The 17,000-nt window shown below is 49.6% G+C and carries 30 protein-coding genes; 25 read left to right on the top strand and 5 right to left on the bottom strand.

From position 1 onward, the window contains the following. Positions 1-142: 142 nt before the first annotated feature. The 5 genes from R0140_RS10515 to R0140_RS10495 form a co-directional block, all read right to left on the bottom strand. Entirely contained in the window at positions 143-1,009 is an 867-nt protein-coding gene (locus tag R0140_RS10515; protein ID WP_317704009.1) for a hypothetical protein, read from the bottom strand. Positions 1,010-1,151: 142 nt separating this feature from the next. Beyond that, positions 1,152-1,871, bottom strand: a complete 720-nt coding sequence (locus R0140_RS10510) for a hypothetical protein (RefSeq protein WP_317704008.1) — start codon at positions 1,869-1,871, stop codon at positions 1,152-1,154. A gap of 3 nt (positions 1,872-1,874) precedes the next feature. Further along, a complete protein-coding gene (locus R0140_RS10505; RefSeq protein ID WP_317704007.1) occupies positions 1,875-2,096 on the bottom strand; it encodes a hypothetical protein in 222 nt (73 codons plus the stop codon). A gap of 286 nt (positions 2,097-2,382) precedes the next feature. Beyond that, positions 2,383-3,503, bottom strand: a protein-coding gene (locus R0140_RS10500; protein WP_317704006.1) for an IS3 family transposase whose coding sequence is annotated in 2 segments (ribosomal slippage) — positions 2,383-3,245 and positions 3,245-3,503 — 1,122 coding nt in all. Because the reading frame shifts where the segments join, the coding sequence is not laid out codon by codon here. 109 nt (positions 3,504-3,612) lie between these two features. Continuing rightward, positions 3,613-4,380, bottom strand: a complete 768-nt coding sequence (locus tag R0140_RS10495) for an XRE family transcriptional regulator (RefSeq protein ID WP_317704005.1) — start codon at positions 4,378-4,380, stop codon at positions 3,613-3,615. Positions 4,381-4,513: 133 nt separating this feature from the next. On the opposite strand from R0140_RS10495, the gene R0140_RS10490 reads away from it, so the two are divergent. From R0140_RS10490 to R0140_RS10370, 25 genes are all read left to right on the top strand, one after another. Next, complete coding sequence (locus tag R0140_RS10490) at positions 4,514-4,771, top strand: helix-turn-helix domain-containing protein (RefSeq protein ID WP_317704004.1); 258 nt, start codon at positions 4,514-4,516, stop codon at positions 4,769-4,771. Then, complete coding sequence (locus tag R0140_RS10485) at positions 4,771-6,816, top strand: Mu transposase C-terminal domain-containing protein (protein ID WP_411555542.1); 2,046 nt, start codon at positions 4,771-4,773, stop codon at positions 6,814-6,816. The genes R0140_RS10490 and R0140_RS10485 overlap by 1 nt, the downstream gene beginning before the upstream one ends. A gap of 12 nt (positions 6,817-6,828) precedes the next feature. Beyond that, positions 6,829-7,722, top strand: coding sequence for an AAA family ATPase (locus R0140_RS10480; RefSeq protein ID WP_071199252.1), 894 nt, complete (start codon positions 6,829-6,831; stop codon positions 7,720-7,722). An 8-nt stretch (positions 7,723-7,730) separates the two neighbouring features. After that, positions 7,731-7,964, top strand: a complete 234-nt coding sequence (locus R0140_RS10475) for a hypothetical protein (RefSeq protein WP_317704002.1) — start codon at positions 7,731-7,733, stop codon at positions 7,962-7,964. After that, positions 7,951-8,169 carry a hypothetical protein gene (locus tag R0140_RS10470; protein WP_317704001.1) on the top strand — a complete coding sequence of 73 codons (219 nt, stop codon included), beginning with the start codon at positions 7,951-7,953 and terminating at the stop codon, positions 8,167-8,169. Before R0140_RS10475 ends, R0140_RS10470 begins: the two co-directional genes overlap by 14 nt. Before the next feature lie 15 nt (positions 8,170-8,184). Next, complete coding sequence (locus R0140_RS10465; protein WP_020804713.1) at positions 8,185-8,418, top strand: hypothetical protein; 234 nt, start codon at positions 8,185-8,187, stop codon at positions 8,416-8,418. Position 8,419: 1 nt separating this feature from the next. Beyond that, complete coding sequence (locus tag R0140_RS10460; RefSeq protein ID WP_071199251.1) at positions 8,420-8,611, top strand: hypothetical protein; 192 nt, start codon at positions 8,420-8,422, stop codon at positions 8,609-8,611. Further along, on the top strand, positions 8,604-9,242 hold the full coding sequence (locus R0140_RS10455; protein WP_071199250.1) for a DUF3164 family protein: 639 nt from the start codon (positions 8,604-8,606) through the stop codon (positions 9,240-9,242). The genes R0140_RS10460 and R0140_RS10455 overlap by 8 nt, the downstream gene beginning before the upstream one ends. A gap of 429 nt (positions 9,243-9,671) precedes the next feature. Continuing rightward, on the top strand, positions 9,672-10,190 hold the full coding sequence (locus R0140_RS10450) for a hypothetical protein (RefSeq protein WP_317704000.1): 519 nt from the start codon (positions 9,672-9,674) through the stop codon (positions 10,188-10,190). Between the two features lie 12 nt (positions 10,191-10,202). Continuing rightward, a complete protein-coding gene (locus R0140_RS10445) occupies positions 10,203-10,427 on the top strand; it encodes a hypothetical protein (RefSeq protein WP_074188852.1) in 225 nt (74 codons plus the stop codon). Further along, the gene (locus R0140_RS10440; protein ID WP_317703999.1) at positions 10,424-10,963 is read left to right on the top strand and encodes an HD family hydrolase; all 540 of its coding nucleotides are present in this window, start codon (positions 10,424-10,426) and stop codon (positions 10,961-10,963) included. Before R0140_RS10445 ends, R0140_RS10440 begins: the two co-directional genes overlap by 4 nt. Positions 10,964-11,111: 148 nt before the next feature. After that, a complete protein-coding gene (locus R0140_RS10435) occupies positions 11,112-11,789 on the top strand; it encodes a hypothetical protein (RefSeq protein ID WP_317703998.1) in 678 nt (225 codons plus the stop codon). Between the two features lie 175 nt (positions 11,790-11,964). After that, positions 11,965-12,264: a hypothetical protein gene (locus R0140_RS10430; protein WP_317703997.1), complete on the top strand. Its 300-nt coding sequence runs from the start codon at positions 11,965-11,967 to the stop codon at positions 12,262-12,264. Then, positions 12,245-12,460: a hypothetical protein gene (locus tag R0140_RS10425; RefSeq protein ID WP_317703996.1), complete on the top strand. Its 216-nt coding sequence runs from the start codon at positions 12,245-12,247 to the stop codon at positions 12,458-12,460. The genes R0140_RS10430 and R0140_RS10425 overlap by 20 nt, the downstream gene beginning before the upstream one ends. A 59-nt stretch (positions 12,461-12,519) precedes the next feature. Then, positions 12,520-12,996 carry a gp16 family protein gene (locus tag R0140_RS10420; RefSeq protein ID WP_087731934.1) on the top strand — a complete coding sequence of 159 codons (477 nt, stop codon included), beginning with the start codon at positions 12,520-12,522 and terminating at the stop codon, positions 12,994-12,996. Beyond that, positions 12,941-13,378 (top strand): Mor transcription activator family protein, encoded by a 438-nt coding sequence (locus tag R0140_RS10415; RefSeq protein ID WP_317703995.1) that lies wholly within the window; start codon positions 12,941-12,943, stop codon positions 13,376-13,378. The genes R0140_RS10420 and R0140_RS10415 overlap by 56 nt, the downstream gene beginning before the upstream one ends. Before the next feature lie 6 nt (positions 13,379-13,384). After that, entirely contained in the window at positions 13,385-13,819 is a 435-nt protein-coding gene (locus tag R0140_RS10410) for a hypothetical protein (RefSeq protein WP_087731935.1), read from the top strand. Between the two features lie 80 nt (positions 13,820-13,899). Further along, positions 13,900-14,553, top strand: coding sequence for a glycoside hydrolase family 19 protein (locus R0140_RS10405; RefSeq protein ID WP_215811372.1), 654 nt, complete (start codon positions 13,900-13,902; stop codon positions 14,551-14,553). Further along, positions 14,535-14,783, top strand: a complete 249-nt coding sequence (locus tag R0140_RS10400; protein ID WP_048756496.1) for a DUF2644 domain-containing protein — start codon at positions 14,535-14,537, stop codon at positions 14,781-14,783. Before R0140_RS10405 ends, R0140_RS10400 begins: the two co-directional genes overlap by 19 nt. Next, the gene (locus R0140_RS10395; RefSeq protein WP_317703994.1) at positions 14,773-15,408 is read left to right on the top strand and encodes a hypothetical protein; all 636 of its coding nucleotides are present in this window, start codon (positions 14,773-14,775) and stop codon (positions 15,406-15,408) included. Before R0140_RS10400 ends, R0140_RS10395 begins: the two co-directional genes overlap by 11 nt. Further along, positions 15,405-15,650 carry a hypothetical protein gene (locus R0140_RS10390; protein ID WP_064360196.1) on the top strand — a complete coding sequence of 82 codons (246 nt, stop codon included), beginning with the start codon at positions 15,405-15,407 and terminating at the stop codon, positions 15,648-15,650. Before R0140_RS10395 ends, R0140_RS10390 begins: the two co-directional genes overlap by 4 nt. After that, complete coding sequence (locus R0140_RS10385; protein ID WP_317703993.1) at positions 15,647-15,961, top strand: hypothetical protein; 315 nt, start codon at positions 15,647-15,649, stop codon at positions 15,959-15,961. Before R0140_RS10390 ends, R0140_RS10385 begins: the two co-directional genes overlap by 4 nt. 1 nt (position 15,962) lies before the next feature. Beyond that, complete coding sequence (locus tag R0140_RS10380) at positions 15,963-16,463, top strand: DUF1804 family protein (RefSeq protein ID WP_087731937.1); 501 nt, start codon at positions 15,963-15,965, stop codon at positions 16,461-16,463. After that, positions 16,456-16,665 carry a hypothetical protein gene (locus tag R0140_RS10375; protein WP_020804740.1) on the top strand — a complete coding sequence of 70 codons (210 nt, stop codon included), beginning with the start codon at positions 16,456-16,458 and terminating at the stop codon, positions 16,663-16,665. Before R0140_RS10380 ends, R0140_RS10375 begins: the two co-directional genes overlap by 8 nt. Before the next feature lie 3 nt (positions 16,666-16,668). Then, positions 16,669-16,998, top strand: a complete 330-nt coding sequence (locus tag R0140_RS10370) for a ubiquitination-like system serine protease family protein (RefSeq protein ID WP_071199237.1) — start codon at positions 16,669-16,671, stop codon at positions 16,996-16,998. Positions 16,999-17,000: the final 2 nt, after the last annotated feature.

Here is a 17,000-nt window from a genome sequence, read left to right as displayed (position 1 = left end):
TCCCCTCTGGAGTTGAGGGGATTATAGCTTAAGCCGCGACTCATGTCTGGCATATCTCAGCCTGATTAGCTCTCAACAAAGAAGGAACAAAAACCGGCTCAGGTGAGTAAAAATAGGCTAGTCATTTTATTTTAAAAATGTATTATTTTTCATTTAAAGCCCCAAGGATGATATCATAGTTTTTAGGTCCCTCATCGAGGTTCGAAGTGACCACTAAAACCAAAGTATCATCCTTTATCTCTAGAGATGTTATAGTAAAATCAGAGTCTTTTTCTAAAGTTTTAAGCCATGTAAGGTTTTCTATTTTGTGTCTGTTAGCATCATTCAAAGGATATATAAAAGTACCGTAATCCATCACAGATGATAAGCGACCATGAGGTTCACTTTTATAGTCTTTTTGACGAATTATTTTCTTTATCTCTTCAAGCTCAGAAAGGATATACCTAGCCTCAGAAACTTCTTTTTGCTGTATCTTTACAATTTCAAACGTCCCGTAATGTTTTAAAAAAGTAGTGTAATCGGGGTTGCTTATGGATTTTTTATGCGTCTCTACCAATTTATAGCTCAAAGTTGACTTGAACTCATTTATTATTTTGTATCTTAGGTCATCAGGATACCTAAGATGCTCAATAGGTGAGATATCGAAACTAATATCTGTTTTTATATCTTTTACGATAATTACTGGCTTATCAAATGCAAGTCTCATACCTAATTCTAACATTACATTTGGATTACGGCTACTAATATCACAAATGACAATAGGATTTGAGTAGATATTCTGTACTATACGTTTCTGAATTACCCCCACATCAGAATCAAAACTGACTAAGTTAGGCTTAAAACCAGCTGCATTTGCAGCCTCAGACAGAATAGCATATACATCCTGCCAATGCCCTTTTGGATAACCATCGGTATCTGCAATAGGCATTATAATTCCGCATACAGGTCTTTGATCTTGTGCTTCAACCTGTTCATCCGTATTTTTATTTTCATGTGCCACTTTACCCATATCTCAAGATCCTGTTCATTGGTTGATTTTCACAATAAGCTATACCATCAACATCGCTGTTACCACCTTCAGATTTAACGATTCGCAGCCGCGGCGTTTTCTTTATAATTTACAAACTCAACGACGAAAGTTAGCTTACCCATCACTTCACCTCCTGCTGGGAGGTTGCGAAATGCTCCACGCCTTTAGACCAGATTTCTTTGATAGTCGTCCAGGTAACCGGTACCGTGATTTCAATTCTCCCGCTACCGTCACATGTTTCACATTCATCATCACCAAAGCATTCCGGGCAGTTTACGAACTTGGTTTCTGAAAACTCACCGGATAGCGCCCCCTTCGCGCCGTTTTCAGCAGTTAACCTCATTGGCACCAACACGTAACCATCCGGAATTACCGGAGAGCTGCCAGCATGCACCGGACATGGCCAGCGCAGCGAACCGTCGCCGCTGGGGCATGTGCAAACAGGAGCAGCCTGGAGCATGGTGGCGCGGCAGGCGTCATACGCTTCTTTCATGGCGTCTCGCACCCAGCCGACAGGTTTCTGCTCAGTGCGCTCACACCATTCTTCGAATGTGGGTATACATACCGGAGCTGACGGGGTGGAGAATAGCTCTGTACCAACAGCAGGCTTGCGAGGCAAGCCGTTATCTGCGTACCAACAAACTCCGACAGCCTCAACCTTTGCCACCGGCTCGCTGTTCACCCCTTCCAGACATGCTAACGCACATTGCAAGAACTGAAGCTCTTCCTCCAACTCGCTGCGAACACCGGCGAATGCACTCTGTGAAATTGCATAAGTTAGATTTTTTGCTTTGAGTTGGGCGCGCTCCCGAAGCTGATCTCTGGTTAATTTGCTGGTCATTAGTTAAGCCCTCACCCAGCCTTTGAATGTACTGCGGATTTTTCCGGCTTTACGTAGCGCCTGAAGCCGGCGATCGAGAATGCGGAAAGGTTCTGGCTTATTCTCATCCTTTGCGATACGGACGCATTCTTCTGCTACACCCCTGACGTACAGACTGGAAAATGGCGTAGGGTGCGCATCAATTTTGCTCATTATTTTAGAGTCGAGTAATTCATATTTTGTCATTGGTTGACTCCCCGAAATAAAATTGCCTGCTGAAAACCGATTAAGAACCACAGCCCATCAGCACGCTGGCTCATTTCGTACCAGTCCTCTTGATTTGTGGGGAGGTGATCGTTTATGCATGGATGGATCGTCGCGGCGAAAACAGCGAGAAGCCTTACGGGGCAAGGCTTAGAGCCGGACTAGCCGTTTCTGCACGGCTGGTCGGGAAATGAGATTTTTTAGAGATTTATGCGTTAACTTCTGCACTATTATGGATTTGACCTGCCCCCAGTATTAGATACAACTTTCAGTTAGTAATGTCGGTTGATTTTTCTTCATGTTTCCCGTTACGCCAGCCTGCTGCAAATTCAGACGGCGTCTGGTAATTCAACGATGAATGGGGTCTGGACTCGTTATAGTCCTGCCGCCAGTCATTAATGATTTTCCGAGCATGAAGAACATCGCCGAACCAGTGCTCATTCAGGCATTCATCCCGAAAGCGACCGTTGAAACTCTCAATAAATCCGTTCTGAGTTGGCTTGCCCGGCTGGATTAAGCGCAACTCAACACTATGTTCAAAGGCCCATTGATCCAGCGCGCGGCAGGTAAATTCCGGGCCCTGATCGGTTCTTATCGTCGCAGGATATCCACGAAACAGCGCAATGCTGTCCAGAATACGCGCGACCTGTACACCTGAAATCCCGAAAGCGGCGGTGATCGTCAGACACTCCTTCGTGAAATCATCCACACAGGTCAGGCACTTAATCCGGCGGCCGCTGGCAAGTGCATCCATGACAAAATCCATCGACCATGTCAGGTTCGGCGCATCCGGGCGAAGAAGCGGAAGCCGTTCAGTCGCCAGACCCTTACGGCGCCGCCTGCGTTTAACACTCAGACCGTTAAGGTGATAGATGCGGTAAACCCGCTTGTGGTTGACGTGAAGGCCCTCCCGACGCAATAACTGCCAGATGCGCCGGTAACCAAATCGGCGGCGTTCAAGTGCCAGCTCTGTGATGCGTAGAGACAGTTGCGCGTCAGCAGCCGGACGCTGAGCGGAATAACGGCAGGTTGAAAGTGACAGACCGGCCAGCCTGCAGGCACGGCGTTGGGACAGACCTGTTGTCTCACACATGACTTCCACGGCTTCCCGCTTCTGGTCTGTCGTCAGAACTTTCGGCCCAGAGCCACCTGAAGCGCCTCCTTATCCAGCATGGCTTCAGCGAGCAGCTTCTTGAGACGAGCGTTCTCCTCTTCAAGTGACTTGAGCCGCTTCACTTCGGGGACTTCCATGCCGCCGAACTTCTTACGCCAAGTGTAAAAGGTGGCGTCTGAAATGGCATGCTTGCGGCAGAGTTCCCGGGCCGAAACCCCGGCTTCTGCCTCGCGGAGAATACTAATGATCTGTTCGTCGGAAAATCGCTTCTTCATGGGGATGTCCTCATGTGGCTTATGAAGACATTACTAACATCACGGTGTATTAATCAACGGGGAGCAGGTCAGATTGTTAGTGTTAGTTCTTAATAGTGTTTTATAGCTTTTAAACAACTCTCCCGTACCAAACAACTTTTCCTACAACGTCAAAATCTGAAGGGATGTTAGTTAAATTTATCGTGAATGGCTTGTATGCAGGATTAGTGCTAGTCACGAAAAGCTCAGAGCCTGGTAAGCGCTGGACTCTTTTTACTATAAGCTGACCATCAAGGCGCAGCACATAAATGCCTTCTCTAGGCTCCTTATCACCATGATTTACAAGGATAATATCCTTGTCATTAAGTACTCCTTCCATCGAATCACCTACAACGCTGATTACAGATAGTTTCGTTGGGTCCGCTTTTAAATGGTTTACGATCCAATATCTTCGAAAAGACACTGTGAACATCGGCGTTTCATCATCATTCCAAGCACCATATCCAGCAGCTGCAGCTACGTTGTAGCGCGGGACAAACACAAACTCGCCTAAGTCAACATCATTTCCATGAACATCAAGGACTCCGCTAGCTCCTGGAACCGTTTGTAGTTCCGTTCCTGTTAGAACAGGGCTGTTTTGCCCGGTAGCAAGCCATTCAATGCCTACGCCTGCGGTCTTGGACAAAATAACCAAATTATCAAGTGTAGGCTGAGTCGTCCCTGTGAAGTACTTATGCATAGCTCCGTAACTGATGCCGCAATCTATCGCAAACTGTCGAATGCTCTTATCGCCTATCGCTATACGCAACCTTTCCGCGAAAGTGGTTCCTTTTTGATTATCCAATAAAGGATCCATAGTGCCTTTTTTACCGTTTGGATCCTTTTCTGTGTAAGTCATTGATACCTCCTAGTTGTAACGCATTTAAATGATAGTGGTCACATCAATCACAAAAGGAACCAAAAAAGCTTGATGTTTTCCTTTTAGTGATCAACACTGTTATTACAGTTAGTAACACAGATGAGTTATTACTATGTATAAACGGGTAGAGTCTCAGAAATGCGCTTTAAATGGAACCACTTCATGCGATTGGCATCGAGCGGACATCATTGCTGAGTTACGTAAAAAAGGGACCACATTGGCTTCTTTATCTCGTAACTCAGGATTAAACGCGCGCACCTTGAACAATGCACTAGACCGTCGTTATCCCAAAGGTGAGCGGATCATTGCGTCAGCTATTGGTGTTGAGCCTTCTGAAATCTGGCCATCGAGATATGGTGAGGTGGCATGATGTGGTCAACGGTCGCTGAGCTTACAGGTTGCAATGGGATGCCTGCTACAGAACGGGGTTGCCGTAAATACCTTGATAACCTCGCTGCAAAAGTTCCTGATGTCCGCCGGAAACGCGTAGGTACAAAGGCGTTTGAATATCACATCGATTTTTTGCCTGCTAACACTCAGGAGGAAATAAAAAATCGTTATTACAACTCTCTGCTTTCAGAAAAGACAGTATCTACAAAAGTAGTCAGTACGCGACCGCGATCAGATACAGCAACAAAGAAAAATATTTCGCTTATACGTCAATGCCCTGCGCTGCTTGACCGGGAAGTTAATTCTCTGACCGAGAAGCAAAAGCAAATTGCCGACGCTCGCGCTGCATTGGCTCTGGAGGTTGAGAAGCTCCGGGGTGCAGGAATGTCACGCACTGCGGCCGTTAATTTTGTTTCTATGGGGTCGCGTAAAGGGACTTTGCCCGAGCATTTGATGAACTCTGCAGAGCTGGCCAATGCCCGCAAAGGCAGCAGTCGTGCTGGCGTCGGTACCCGCAGCCTGCAGGAATGGGTCAGTGTTTTTGAGTCAACAAAACCAGGTATCGAGCGTATGGCCATGCTGGCTCCCGGTCATCTTAAAGCGAAGAAACCAGAGCAGATTAAGTGGCTTCCTGACTTCCTGGCTCACTGGCGCAGTCGCAAAGGTCCTTGTCTTACTGAGGCGTACCGAGATTTTAAAGCCGAATGGACAGCTCTCTATGCTGACCAACCGGCAATGATTGCGGCGTGTCCCTCCTATGACGCGGTTCGCCGGGCGATGGAGAAGCTGCCGCGCCGAGAGAAAGCGCGTGGCCGTGTCAGTGGTTCTGCTGCGCTGGCTTATGAATGCTTCCAAAAACGTGACTGGTCGCAAATGCCGGTTAATGGTTGCTGGATTGCGGACGGTAAGTCTTTGGAAATGAAGGTCGCTCACCCCGATCATGGTCGTCCGTTCACACCCGAGCTGACCCTGATTATTGATGGCCGGACACGCTTTGTCGTTGGCTGGAGCCTGGCATTATCTGAAAGCGTAATCGCGGTGGCCGATGCCTACCGGTACGCCATGCGCCACTTCGGTAAGCCATTGTTTGTTTACTCCGATAACGGTGGTGGTGAAACCAACAAAACGCTTGATGCTGACGTGACTGGTATTTTCAGCCGCCTGGGTATTGAGCACCCGACCAGCATTCCAGGACGTCCTCAGTCTCGCGGGATCATTGAGCGTCTGAATAAGGGCATTCCACGCCGCGTAGCGATGCAGTTTGACACCTTCAGCGGCGACAGCGCCGACCGTGAGCACGCACGCATTACCGCTCGTGCTATTCAGTCGGCCGTCAAAGCGCAGGAGAACGGACGCGAACTAACGCCAGTACAGCGTACTGCTTTGGGGAAACTCCCTTCGTGGCAGCAGCTGCTTGACGCCATCGCTGAGGAAGTGGACGTCTACAACAATACCCACGAACACAGCGAACTGCCCAGGCGAAACGGTAAGCATCTGACGCCAGCAGCGTACCGCCGGGCCGTCCTTGAGCTCGAGGGTGACGAAACAGAGTATCTGACCGACGTCGAACTGCGGGAAGCGTTCATGCCCGAAATGGTGCGTACTGCGCAGCGTGGCTGGCTTCGTCTGTTCAATAACGATTATTTCTCTGAAGAGTTGATCCAGGTAGACAGCGAAGATGTGCGCGTGGCCTTCGATATCCACGACCCGCAGTCCGTCATCGTGCGCCGGATGGATGGTTCTTATGTCTGTACTGCAATCTGGAACGGCAATAAACGCGCAGCGATTCCGGTCAGTGCAATGGATGTGGCCGTTGAGAAACGCCGTCAGCGTCGTATGAAACGCGTTGAAGAGAAAGTCCAGGAGATCGAAGCCGAGGGCCGCTCTGTGTTACCGGGGCAACGATTCGATGACCTGGGGAGTTTCATCCCTGCGGAATATACCGTTGAGAAAGAAGAAGAACCTTATTTCTTCCTTGAGACTGACCGCGATGAATATCTGAAAAAAATCGGTAATACCCGGTAAGAGAGAGAAAATATGAGCATACATGTTGAACTGAATGACCTGATGACCCGCAAAGGCTACAGCCAGACTCAGGTAGCCCGCGCAATTGGCAAAAGTACCGCCACCATTAATCAATACCTGCAGGGGAAATATGCCGGTGATGTTCCCGCTATTGATAAGCTGGCTCGTAGCTTTATTAACCGTGAAGTAGAAAAAGAAAAATCACAGCGTATCACCGCCAGTTTTATTCCCACCATCACTTCCCGAAAAGGAATGGAAGTTATCCGCCTGGCTCATCTTGATGGTGATCTTAACGTTATCTATGGCGCTGCCGGGCTTGGCAAAACCATGATGCTACGTGAGTACGCCGCACAGCATCGTGATGCGTTGCTTATTGAAGCAGACCCGGGATATACCGCCCGCGTGGTCCTGGAAGAGCTCTGTGGCCTGCTGGGGCTAAGCAAGCGTGGCAACATGCACGAACTCAGTGAAGCCTGTATTGCTGCGTTACGCGAGTCTGGTCGCATTCTGATGGTGGATGAAGCGGAAAACCTGCCATACCGGGCGCTTGAGACCCTGCGACGTATCCATGATAAGTCTGGTATTGGCCTTGTTCTCGCAGGAATGCACCGCCTGATTATTAACCTGAAGGGTAAGCGCGGTGAGTACCAGCAGTTATATAGCCGTGTTGGCCTGGCTTTCTGCATCGGTGATTCACTGCCGCAGGACGATATTAGCGATATTGCGATCAGCATGCTGCCTGATGCCAGTAAGGCCGATGTGAATGATGCCCTGTTTAAAGCCAGCAACGGAAATGCCCGTCGTTTGTTTAAGTTAGTTCGCGGTGTCAGCCGCCACAGTGAGATCAGTGGTAATGCCGTCAGCGCTGGCGCGGTACGTAAGTTTGCCGAAATGCTGATTAATTAGGGGGAGCTATGAAAATTGAACATCAACGTTTTATTGCAATGGCTAAATTAAGTGGTGCAAAAATTTTGACTTTCTCTTGCCCTGTTTGCCTTGAAGACATTGAAACTCCGGCCCCTCCAGTTGGGGAGGTATGGGATTCATTTACAACCTGTCCGCATTGTTCTGGTCTGTTCTTCAAGGTTGCAACAAATGTCGTAGTTAATACCTTTTTATCTGAGGGAATGGAACATGGCCAAGATTGAAATATCTGTAACCCGAAAAGGAAAAGGCATTGATGTCCAGTGCCGAATGATTAAAGACGATTCTGACTCAGAACAGGTTAAGAAAGCAGCCCGGGTTATTCTGGTTTCACTTGGCGGTTTTATCCATTCAATTCTGAGAAAAATGTTTGGAACAGTTGAAGATTTATCGACTGTTCCAGTGAAAGGCAATGATTCATTTCATTAATTTTCAGGAGTCACTATGTGCCGTTTACCTATTAACGATCCAAAAATGATGGCCCCGATTAACCGTCTTATGCGCGGTGGCCTGCAGGTTCTGGACATTAACACCCGATTCCGTCGCCCAATCGTCGAGGTAGACCGCCCGTTTGAGGCGTGGCGCGGGAAGGAAGTCGAAATAACCGAACGCAAAGATGGCAAAAGCTCACAGGTCAAAATGCTTATCTGGCGCGGAATGCATGTTATCTGGAGGTAGCGTGGCTGAGATAGTTATTACGATCAGTGAAAGCGGCGAGAACCTGAATGTATCCGCGATTATATCAGCAGAGAAAAAGGACTCCCGTTTAGTTAAAGATGTTTCAAACATTATTGCACCGTTAATGCTGGCAGCTGCCAGTGCTGAAATCGCTAAATTTTTTCAACATTTAAATGAGGCCCATCATGGATAAGAAAGAAACACAATTTACTGCAACGACTGTTCCGGCTGATTACTGGGTTGATGCTAAAGGTGCATTAATCCCGGAGAAACTCCTTAAGCCCATCGACAAGGCTCGTGATGCTTTGGTTGGTGAAATTGTAACTAAAGCTATTGAGTTGAATAAACTGATGGCGGCTTTCAAGGCGGTGACATTTGCCGATATTGCGGCGTTTGTTGACCTTTCGGCTAATGAATATGGCGTAACAGTTGGTGGTAAAAAGGGGAATGTCACCCTATTTACCTTTGACGGTCGTTATAAAATTCAGCGGGCAATGGCTGACAGAATGCAGTTTGACGAACGCATCCAGGCAGCAAAAGCGTTAATTGATGCGTGTCTCAATGAATGGACAGAGAATGCCCGTAAGGAAATAAAGGCGATCATTGATCGTGCGTTCGATGTCGATAAAGAAGGGAAAATCAGTGTCAGTGCAGTTCTTTCCCTGCGTCGTTATGAATTTGACGACGAACGCTGGAAAAAAGCAATGGTGATTATCGGCGAGTCGTTGCAGGTTCTGAACACCAGTTCATATATCCGTATTTATGAGCGGGTTGGTGATAATGGTCAATACAGGCCGATTTCTCTGGACATGGCGGCGGTGTGATATGAACGCGAATGAGTTTAACCGGAAATATAAATCTGGTACCGCATTCTGGCATCAACGCCCAAAGGAAACCGAGCGTCGGGCCGTAAGAACTGTTTCAGCGGCTATGGATTTGGAATCCGCGACAGTTGTGGAAATTAACGTAGAGCCCTGGCTTGCAAACGTGAACTCACTTACGCGTCAGGACTAATTAAACCTTAAATGTTTTTAAATGGCGTAATGCGTCAGGGGATGCTTACGCCTGAATATGGGGTTTCAACAATGAAAATATCCGCTGAAAGATTTATTGACCGCCTGATGATGACCACTCATCTACGGGCGATTACCTGGTTGTTTTGCGTTTTCTTTTGCATCGCTGTATGGGGCGTAGGTATTCACTACAGTCTGAAAATGATTGAGCTGTTATTCACCATGTTTAAGGGGGCTTAAATGGGCTTTTATAAAATATCCACAAAAAAGGCGCTTGGCGCATGGGACAATGAAATTAACCAACGTATTTCTCTGAAAGAAAAAGCGGACGCATTCGCTAAAAAATTTGGCGGTAAGCCAGTCTTTTCTGGTAGCGCTACAGACTATCACTTTCACGGTCTGTCATTCGATGTCGCGCCACTTATTGGACATAGCAGTCTCTGGACGCTTTCCCGTTCGCAGAATGGTTATACCCGCGAGCCCCGTGGTAAGACCCGTATTCCCCGCGAGCGCCGCGAGGAACATCAGCAGCTGCTGGACGCATGGGATGACGGTCGCCCCACGGAAAGAATCTCAAGGGAGCCTTACTGGAAAGCCCTGGGTCTTGAATGGGAAATGTTGATCCTGTGTGGCATTACCCACTATCGGGTCGGGGACGTGATTTATTTCAAAACCGATGCCAGACCATCCCCGAATTCCGGTGCAATCGAGATTGTTGAATCGGAATTTAACGCTGCTGAAAAAACACTGGGCTCATAACAGGGGGCGATTATGGCTGGATATCTCTGTGTCTCAGGGTGCGAAGTTCTGGATAAGGGTAGCAAACGTATTTATCACCTTAACGATAACTCCGTTGTAATTGAGCATCCCGATTACCCAGGAAAGACACGATTTCAATTTTATACCCGTAGCGGTCAGTCAATTCGTAAACCGGCTGATAAAACCGCAATGAAACAAGCCGTAGAACGTCATAAGAAACGCTGGAGATTAGCATGAATACCGAAAACCGTTTTATTACCACCTGGTCAGGTCAGCACTTTTATTTTTGTAATTCAGGCGTTGACGTTATTTATATTGATGATATCGCCCAGGCCCTTTCTAATCTGTGTCGCTTTACGGGCCATCTGGATGAATTCTATAGCGTCGCTCAGCATTCTGTACTGGCCAGCTATCTTGTGCCGTCTGAGTTTGCGCTTGAAGCTCTCCTGCATGATGCCAGTGAGGCTTACTGCAATGATATTGCTGCGCCGCTGAAAGCGTTGCTGCCTGATTATCGCGGTATTGAAAAATGGGTTGAGGGTTTAATCAGCCAGAAGTTTGGCCTTCCCGAAACCATGAGTCCGGTAGTCAAACAGGCTGACCTCATCATGCTGGCCACAGAACGCCGTGACCTGTCTATTGACGACGATACCGAGTGGGCCATTCTCAGGGGTATTCAGCCTACGGATAAATTTATCATCAGCCCGCTTAATCCACGTCAGGCCAGAAAGTTGTTTATGGAGCGTTGGCATGAACTTAAACCAGCAGCATAAAGATATCGAGAAACAAAAGCTGATGACTGACGCATCGAGATTCAGGGATCCGGCAGAACGTCGTAGTTTCTGGTCAGTCATCTTCATCACCTTTATTTCAGCATTAGCTATCGTCCTTTTTAACTTTATTTTTTAGGAAAATTACCAAATGAGTCATGACAAAGATGTTTTAAATAGATTCCTGATAAATACTGCCAATCACACAATGAAGGTTCACCGCGATGATGGTGTTTATCGTCATCTGGAGTTTTCACGTAATGGCAGTAACAGTTATCGGTTTGATCTGGTTACATGGCCAGGCTATCTGTGCGTCACCGGCGATATGGGAACGTGGACCTTTAGCCGCATCACAGACATGTTCGATTTTTTCACGGCCAGCCATTTCGGGCGGCAGGAAAGCTTTCTTATTAACCCTGGCTATTGGTCCGAGAAATTTGAAGCTGGTGCAGGACGTGGTCGACGTGAATCGCCCTGTTTCGAGTTCGATGCACAGGCCTTTGATCGCGGGTTACAGCAGTGGCTCGATGCCTATATTGAAGAGTGTGACGACGATGATGATGCTGAAGAAGTTAGAAACGCTATTAGTGAGCTGAAGGACAACAACTTCACCACAGAGAGCGATGCGTATCATGCCCTCGATAGCGCCTATTTCCCAAGTGATGTCATCGCGTACGACATCTGGGATGGGATTGAAGGTCTCCAGGCGTACAGCGTCCACTACCTCTGGATTTGTTATGCGATTGTGTGGGGTATAGAGCGTTACCGCACCACCAAACTAACTGATAAGGCAATGAATATATTCTTGGCTGTAAGGGGTAATTCATGAATATCAGCGCTCTCACCACTGTCCGATGCCTGTTTCTTGGGCATCGTTTTGAAACTCACCTTATTCGCTGTAACGGCTCACATTTTATCTGCCGTAAATGCGGAATGCACATCTGGCGGCCTGCATTTCCAGAGGTTGGTGATTTTATTCGTGAATTCAGAGAGGAATGAAAATAATGACCAGAGAATTAACAGACGAGCGAATTGACGCTCTTTTAGAAAAAGTAGGCGTGTTCACCATTGAGTTATCGCAAGACCTTCAGGACATAGCTGCGGCGCTGGAAGAGCTACAGGAACGCCGCAAGAACCAACAGACCAGAGCTCTGGTTATGTGGATTAAACGTCTTTCGCTGGCGCTTCGCTCTGCCAGCCCAGATAACAAATTACCTAAAGCGGCGATGGGCTATCTGCAAAACAACGGTCTCATCAGCATTGCTGATTGCCTTCGGGGGAACAATGAAGAACCTCCTGCGTAATATGACCGCCGGTAACTTTAACCTGCGTTATCCGGTGGGCTCCCGGTTCCGGTATTACATCGTTCCCGGGATGCCTGAAGTGGAAGAAGTTATCACCACCTCTGAAGCCTGGCATGTACGTAACGGCCGGCTGGTCGTCCGGGTTGCCGGGAAAATCGGGGGCGTGTCGGTTAATAAACTCGAACCCATTCAGTGAGTCATTCTTGCAGGCACTTTGCGGAGTGCCTGCCGTAATGGCAACCAACAGGAGGTAATATGTCCACTCCAGCAAAACGCGGCCTTATCGGGGCCATCAAAGCCGGTCAGGCTCATCTGGGCTGGGATGACGCGACATATCGCGCTGTTCTGGCCCGCCTGTGTAACGGCAAAACCTCATCCACAAAATGTTCCCTCGACGAGCTGCAGGCCGTGCGTGAATACATGCATGAGCAGGGCTTCCCCCGCCAGTCAGCCCGTCACGGCAAGCGGCCAAATGTGGCCCGTTCGCGCAAAACGATGCTCAGCAAAATTGAAGCTTTGCTTGCAGATGCAAAACGCCCGTGGAATTATGCCGAGAAAATGTGCGATCATATGTTTCAGGTAAAGCGTGTGGAATGGTTGACGGATGAACAGTTAACCAAGCTGATGCAGGCGCTGGCCATAGACGCAAAACGGCGTAAAAAACGGGAGACAACAGATGAATCTGCAACAGGTGACAGAACTACTGCCCCCGGCAGTAATACAGATAGCTGACCTGATTGGCTTCCCGGCCACCGAGCAGCTGCTATCCGCGTTCGGTGGTACCACTTTCCCTATTGGTAAAGGTCTCCGCGCTCTCGGCGCTAACCGCGCCGCTCTTCTCCGCGATACCATCGGCGACCACAATACCCAACTCCTGATCAAAAACTTTGGCGGTGAGGTGCTTTATCTTCCTCGTTGCGATCGGGCGTTACGTGAGCTGCGTAACCGTCGGTTCCTGGCTGAGTTTGACACCGTTCGTCAGGATGGCACCTCTTCACTGATGGCCATGACTCAGCTATGCCCGCGTTATGGTTTTAGTGATCGCTTCGGATGGCAGCTGCTGGCGCAACAAAAAGTAGAAAAATCTAATATGAATCAAAACGAATTATTCTGAGGAGCTATGAAAAAAATAATCACAATACTTACTATGGTCATTCCTTTGTTTGCATATGCAGATAAATCAGACCTTCAGAATAAACAAAAGATAGCTCAGGATTTTTACACAAAAGTTAATGCAGTTATGGTGAATACCGATGAGGCGAAAGAGTCATATCGGCAAGGAAATCCTGCGATGTGGAAAGCTATTAACAGCGACTTAAACGCGCTTATCAATGAAGCGGACTCCGAGTTCGGATCAGAGCTTACCTCATCATTTCATGGTTGTTTTAAGCTGGGGACGGCTGCCAGAGACCTTTGGACTGATAAGATGATGAATTCTGCCACGCTTGATATAACAAAAAGCAACTACGAAAATGCGAAGCGAGAATGCAAGCAGAATATAATTAACCCGCAGGCCAAAAATGATAATGTAGCAATTATTGACGTTACACAGTAACCCACTGAACCCCTTCACCTGATTCCCTGATCCCCCTCCCGCGATACTGACAGCACCTTTATTTTCCGTGGTGTCAGTACATGAATCTCAATGACTTCCAGCGTGCCGCCGGCATTACGCAACAGCGAGCGCAGCAATGGCTTGATCCGCTGAATGCGGCCATGGCCGAATTCTTTATCAATACCCCGTTGCGCCAGGCTGGCTTTATTGCACAGCTCGGGCATGAGAGCCTTCGGTTTACCCGAGTCGTCGAAAGCCTGTACTACCGCGATGCTGCGCGTCTGGCGATGATTTTTCGTTCCGACTTCGATCTCAACAAAAATCGTAAGATTGAGCCGTCCGAACTGGCACTGGCTCAGCAGTTCGTCGGCAGGCCGGAAGCGACCGCCAATTTTGTCTATGCCAACCAGGGTGGCAACGGCCCGGAGTCCTCCGGTGACGGCTGGCGCTATCGTGGCCGTGGACCGATTCAGATCACCCTCAAAAACAACTATCGTGCCTGCGGTCAGGCGCTGGGGCTGGACCTGCTGAACAACCCCGATTTGTTGCTGGAGCCGGTTCATGGCGCACGTTCTGCCGCCTGGTTCTGGTATCAGCACGGCTGTAATGCGCCGGCGGATGCGGCCAACGTGGTCGAAGTTACCCGCAAGATTAACCCTGCGTTGGTTGGCCTTAATGACCGCGCCATGCTCTTCGAGAAAGCCCGGAGGGCGTTATGTCCCTCAAAGAACTGATATCTAACCCGTCGGGCCGGCTCAGCACCAGCGACACTATTACGTTTTTTACCTTTCTGGTCACGTCCGCGATCGTCATCTGGTACGGCTACAGCCTGCAGTTGCAGGAGTGGATGTTTACCGCCTACATCGTCGCGTGGGCGGGCCATAACATCGGCTCCAAACTGGTGGCCATGAAGCGCGATCAGCCTGCCACCGGTACAAACGGAGGTTCTCCTGATGGTCAGTAAACTCTGGACGCTGGTTAAACCGCTGCTCCCCTGGCTGGTTGCTATAGCGCTGATTCTGTTTGCGGGGATCTGGATTGGTATTCAGGTATGCGCCAGCCAGATGCGTGGAGATGTACAGACGGCGAACAACGCGACGGCGACCGTCCAGAAGGCGTTCGACGATTACAAGATTGAGCGCGAAAAAACGGATGCCGATCAGGCCAGGCAGAACCAGTCACAGCTGCAGGCTCAGGTAAATCTTGCTGAACACTACCGCCAGCAGGCGGACAAATTGTCCGGGGAGCTGCTGGCCAAAGGCAAAGCGCTGACGATCGCACAGCAAAAACTGAAGGAAAAAATTGATGAACTCGCACGCAAAGATGGTGCTAGCTGGACTGGTATCGGTCCTGGCGCTTTGTGCCTGTACCAGCAGAACCTCGGCTACCCAGCCGGACCCGGTTGTAGTCAATACCTGTCAGCAGCCAACAGCGGAAATGCTGGATATTCCGGCGATGCCGGCAGCGCCGGCGGCGGACTCTCTCCCCGGGGAATCCTCGGCCACAGCAACGAATACGGCGAATGGTGCCAGCTCATCCGCAACAAACTGAACACCATCCGCCAGCTCTACGGTAAGGAGCCACAATGAACCCAGACCAGCTTTACCAGTTACTTCTCGGTCTTGTCACGTTGTTCGGCGGTATCTGGATCCGCCGCCTGCAGCTCGATATCCGCGATCTGGAAGAATCGGTTGACCGTATCAGAACCGAATACCAGCGCCGGGACGATGCCTCGCGTGATTACAGCCTGGTATCGGACAACATCCGGGACATCAAGAACTCACTGAACCGCATCCTCGACAAACTGGACAAGAAGGCAGACAGGACATGAAGGCCAGACAAAAGCGGCGGCAGCGTCGTATTACCACAGCAAACGTGACGCCGTCGGTCAGGCTGGCCAGCGATGACCCGTTAATGCTCCTGCAGCAGTTGCTGACAGAACAGCGCCGGCCGTTCTCCCCCGACATCATGCCGGAGCTGGAGAAAATCTCCGGGGCGGTGATGCGTATCGATCGGCGTATTGATGCGATGGAAACCCGGGTTATCCGTCAGGGTGCTATCTCCGGCGGGCTGACCGGGGCGCTGTCGGGCGGGCTGGTCGTGACGACCATTTCCTTAATCAAGGCCAAGATGGGGTTCTGATATGGCGCATCCGCCCGAGACAAGGGAAAAAGTACGGCGGCTTTATATTCAGAGCCAGCTGTCACTGCAGATCGTTTCTTCGCAATGCGGCGTCAGTTTTGCGACGGCCGCCCGCTGGAAGAAAGACGCGCAGGACAGCGGCGACGACTGGGACAAGCTCCGTGCCGCGAACGTGCTGGCGGGTAATGGTATGGAGGACGTCGGCCGGGCCATCCTGATGGGGTTGCTGGTCCAGTATCAGACCACCATTGAACAGCTCAACGTTGATTCACAGCTGCCGCCACAGGCACGCGTTGAGCTGCTGGCCAGTCTCAGTGATGCCTTCAATAAAGCGACGGTGGCGAGCAAGCGCGTTTTGCCGGAGACCTCGCAGCTAGCCACGGCCATGGAAGTGCTGACGATGCTCAGTACCTTCATCAGTGAAAAATACCCGAAGCATATGGAAGCCTTTGTCCAGGTGCTGGAACCCTTTGGTAATGAGGTGCAAAAACACTATGGCTGACAAATTAATCCGGGTGAATTCCCGCGTCAGCGTGATGGCCAGCCAGGTGGCTTACGTCATCGCGCCGGAGTTTAAGGATCGTATCGACGTTCACCTGCTCGATGGCCGCGTTGAAGAGCTGGAATACTCTATGCGTAACGAACGCTGGAGCGCTAAAGACCGCTTTGAACAGGCTGTTAACGACGCTTTAAAGGGGGAATAAATCATGTTTATTTCCGCCGTTGTGAAAAATGTGTCTCACGATCGCCTGTCTTTCATCTGCCCGGGCTGCGGTTTTCCCCATCAGGTGACCATTGGCCAGGGCGACGGCCCGCGCTGGGACTGGAACCATGATTATGTTCGCCCGACTTTTAACCCCAGTATCCTGGTGACCTGGGAAGAGCCGAGCGATAACCCGGCATTTTTTGATGACCGGGCTAAGGACCAGCACCGTGTCTGTCACAGTTTTGTGCGCGATGGCCTTATCCAGTATCTGGCGGACTGCACGCACGAACTGGCCGGGCAGACGGTCCCGCTTTCGCGTATCGGGGAATAACT

This window comes from Klebsiella sp. w6 (assembly GCF_033100215.1).
Lineage (GTDB): Bacteria > Pseudomonadota > Gammaproteobacteria > Enterobacterales > Enterobacteriaceae > Klebsiella > Klebsiella variicola.
The sequence above is the reverse complement of the archived record's forward strand: the minus strand, read 5'-3'. Positions and strand labels throughout refer to the sequence as shown.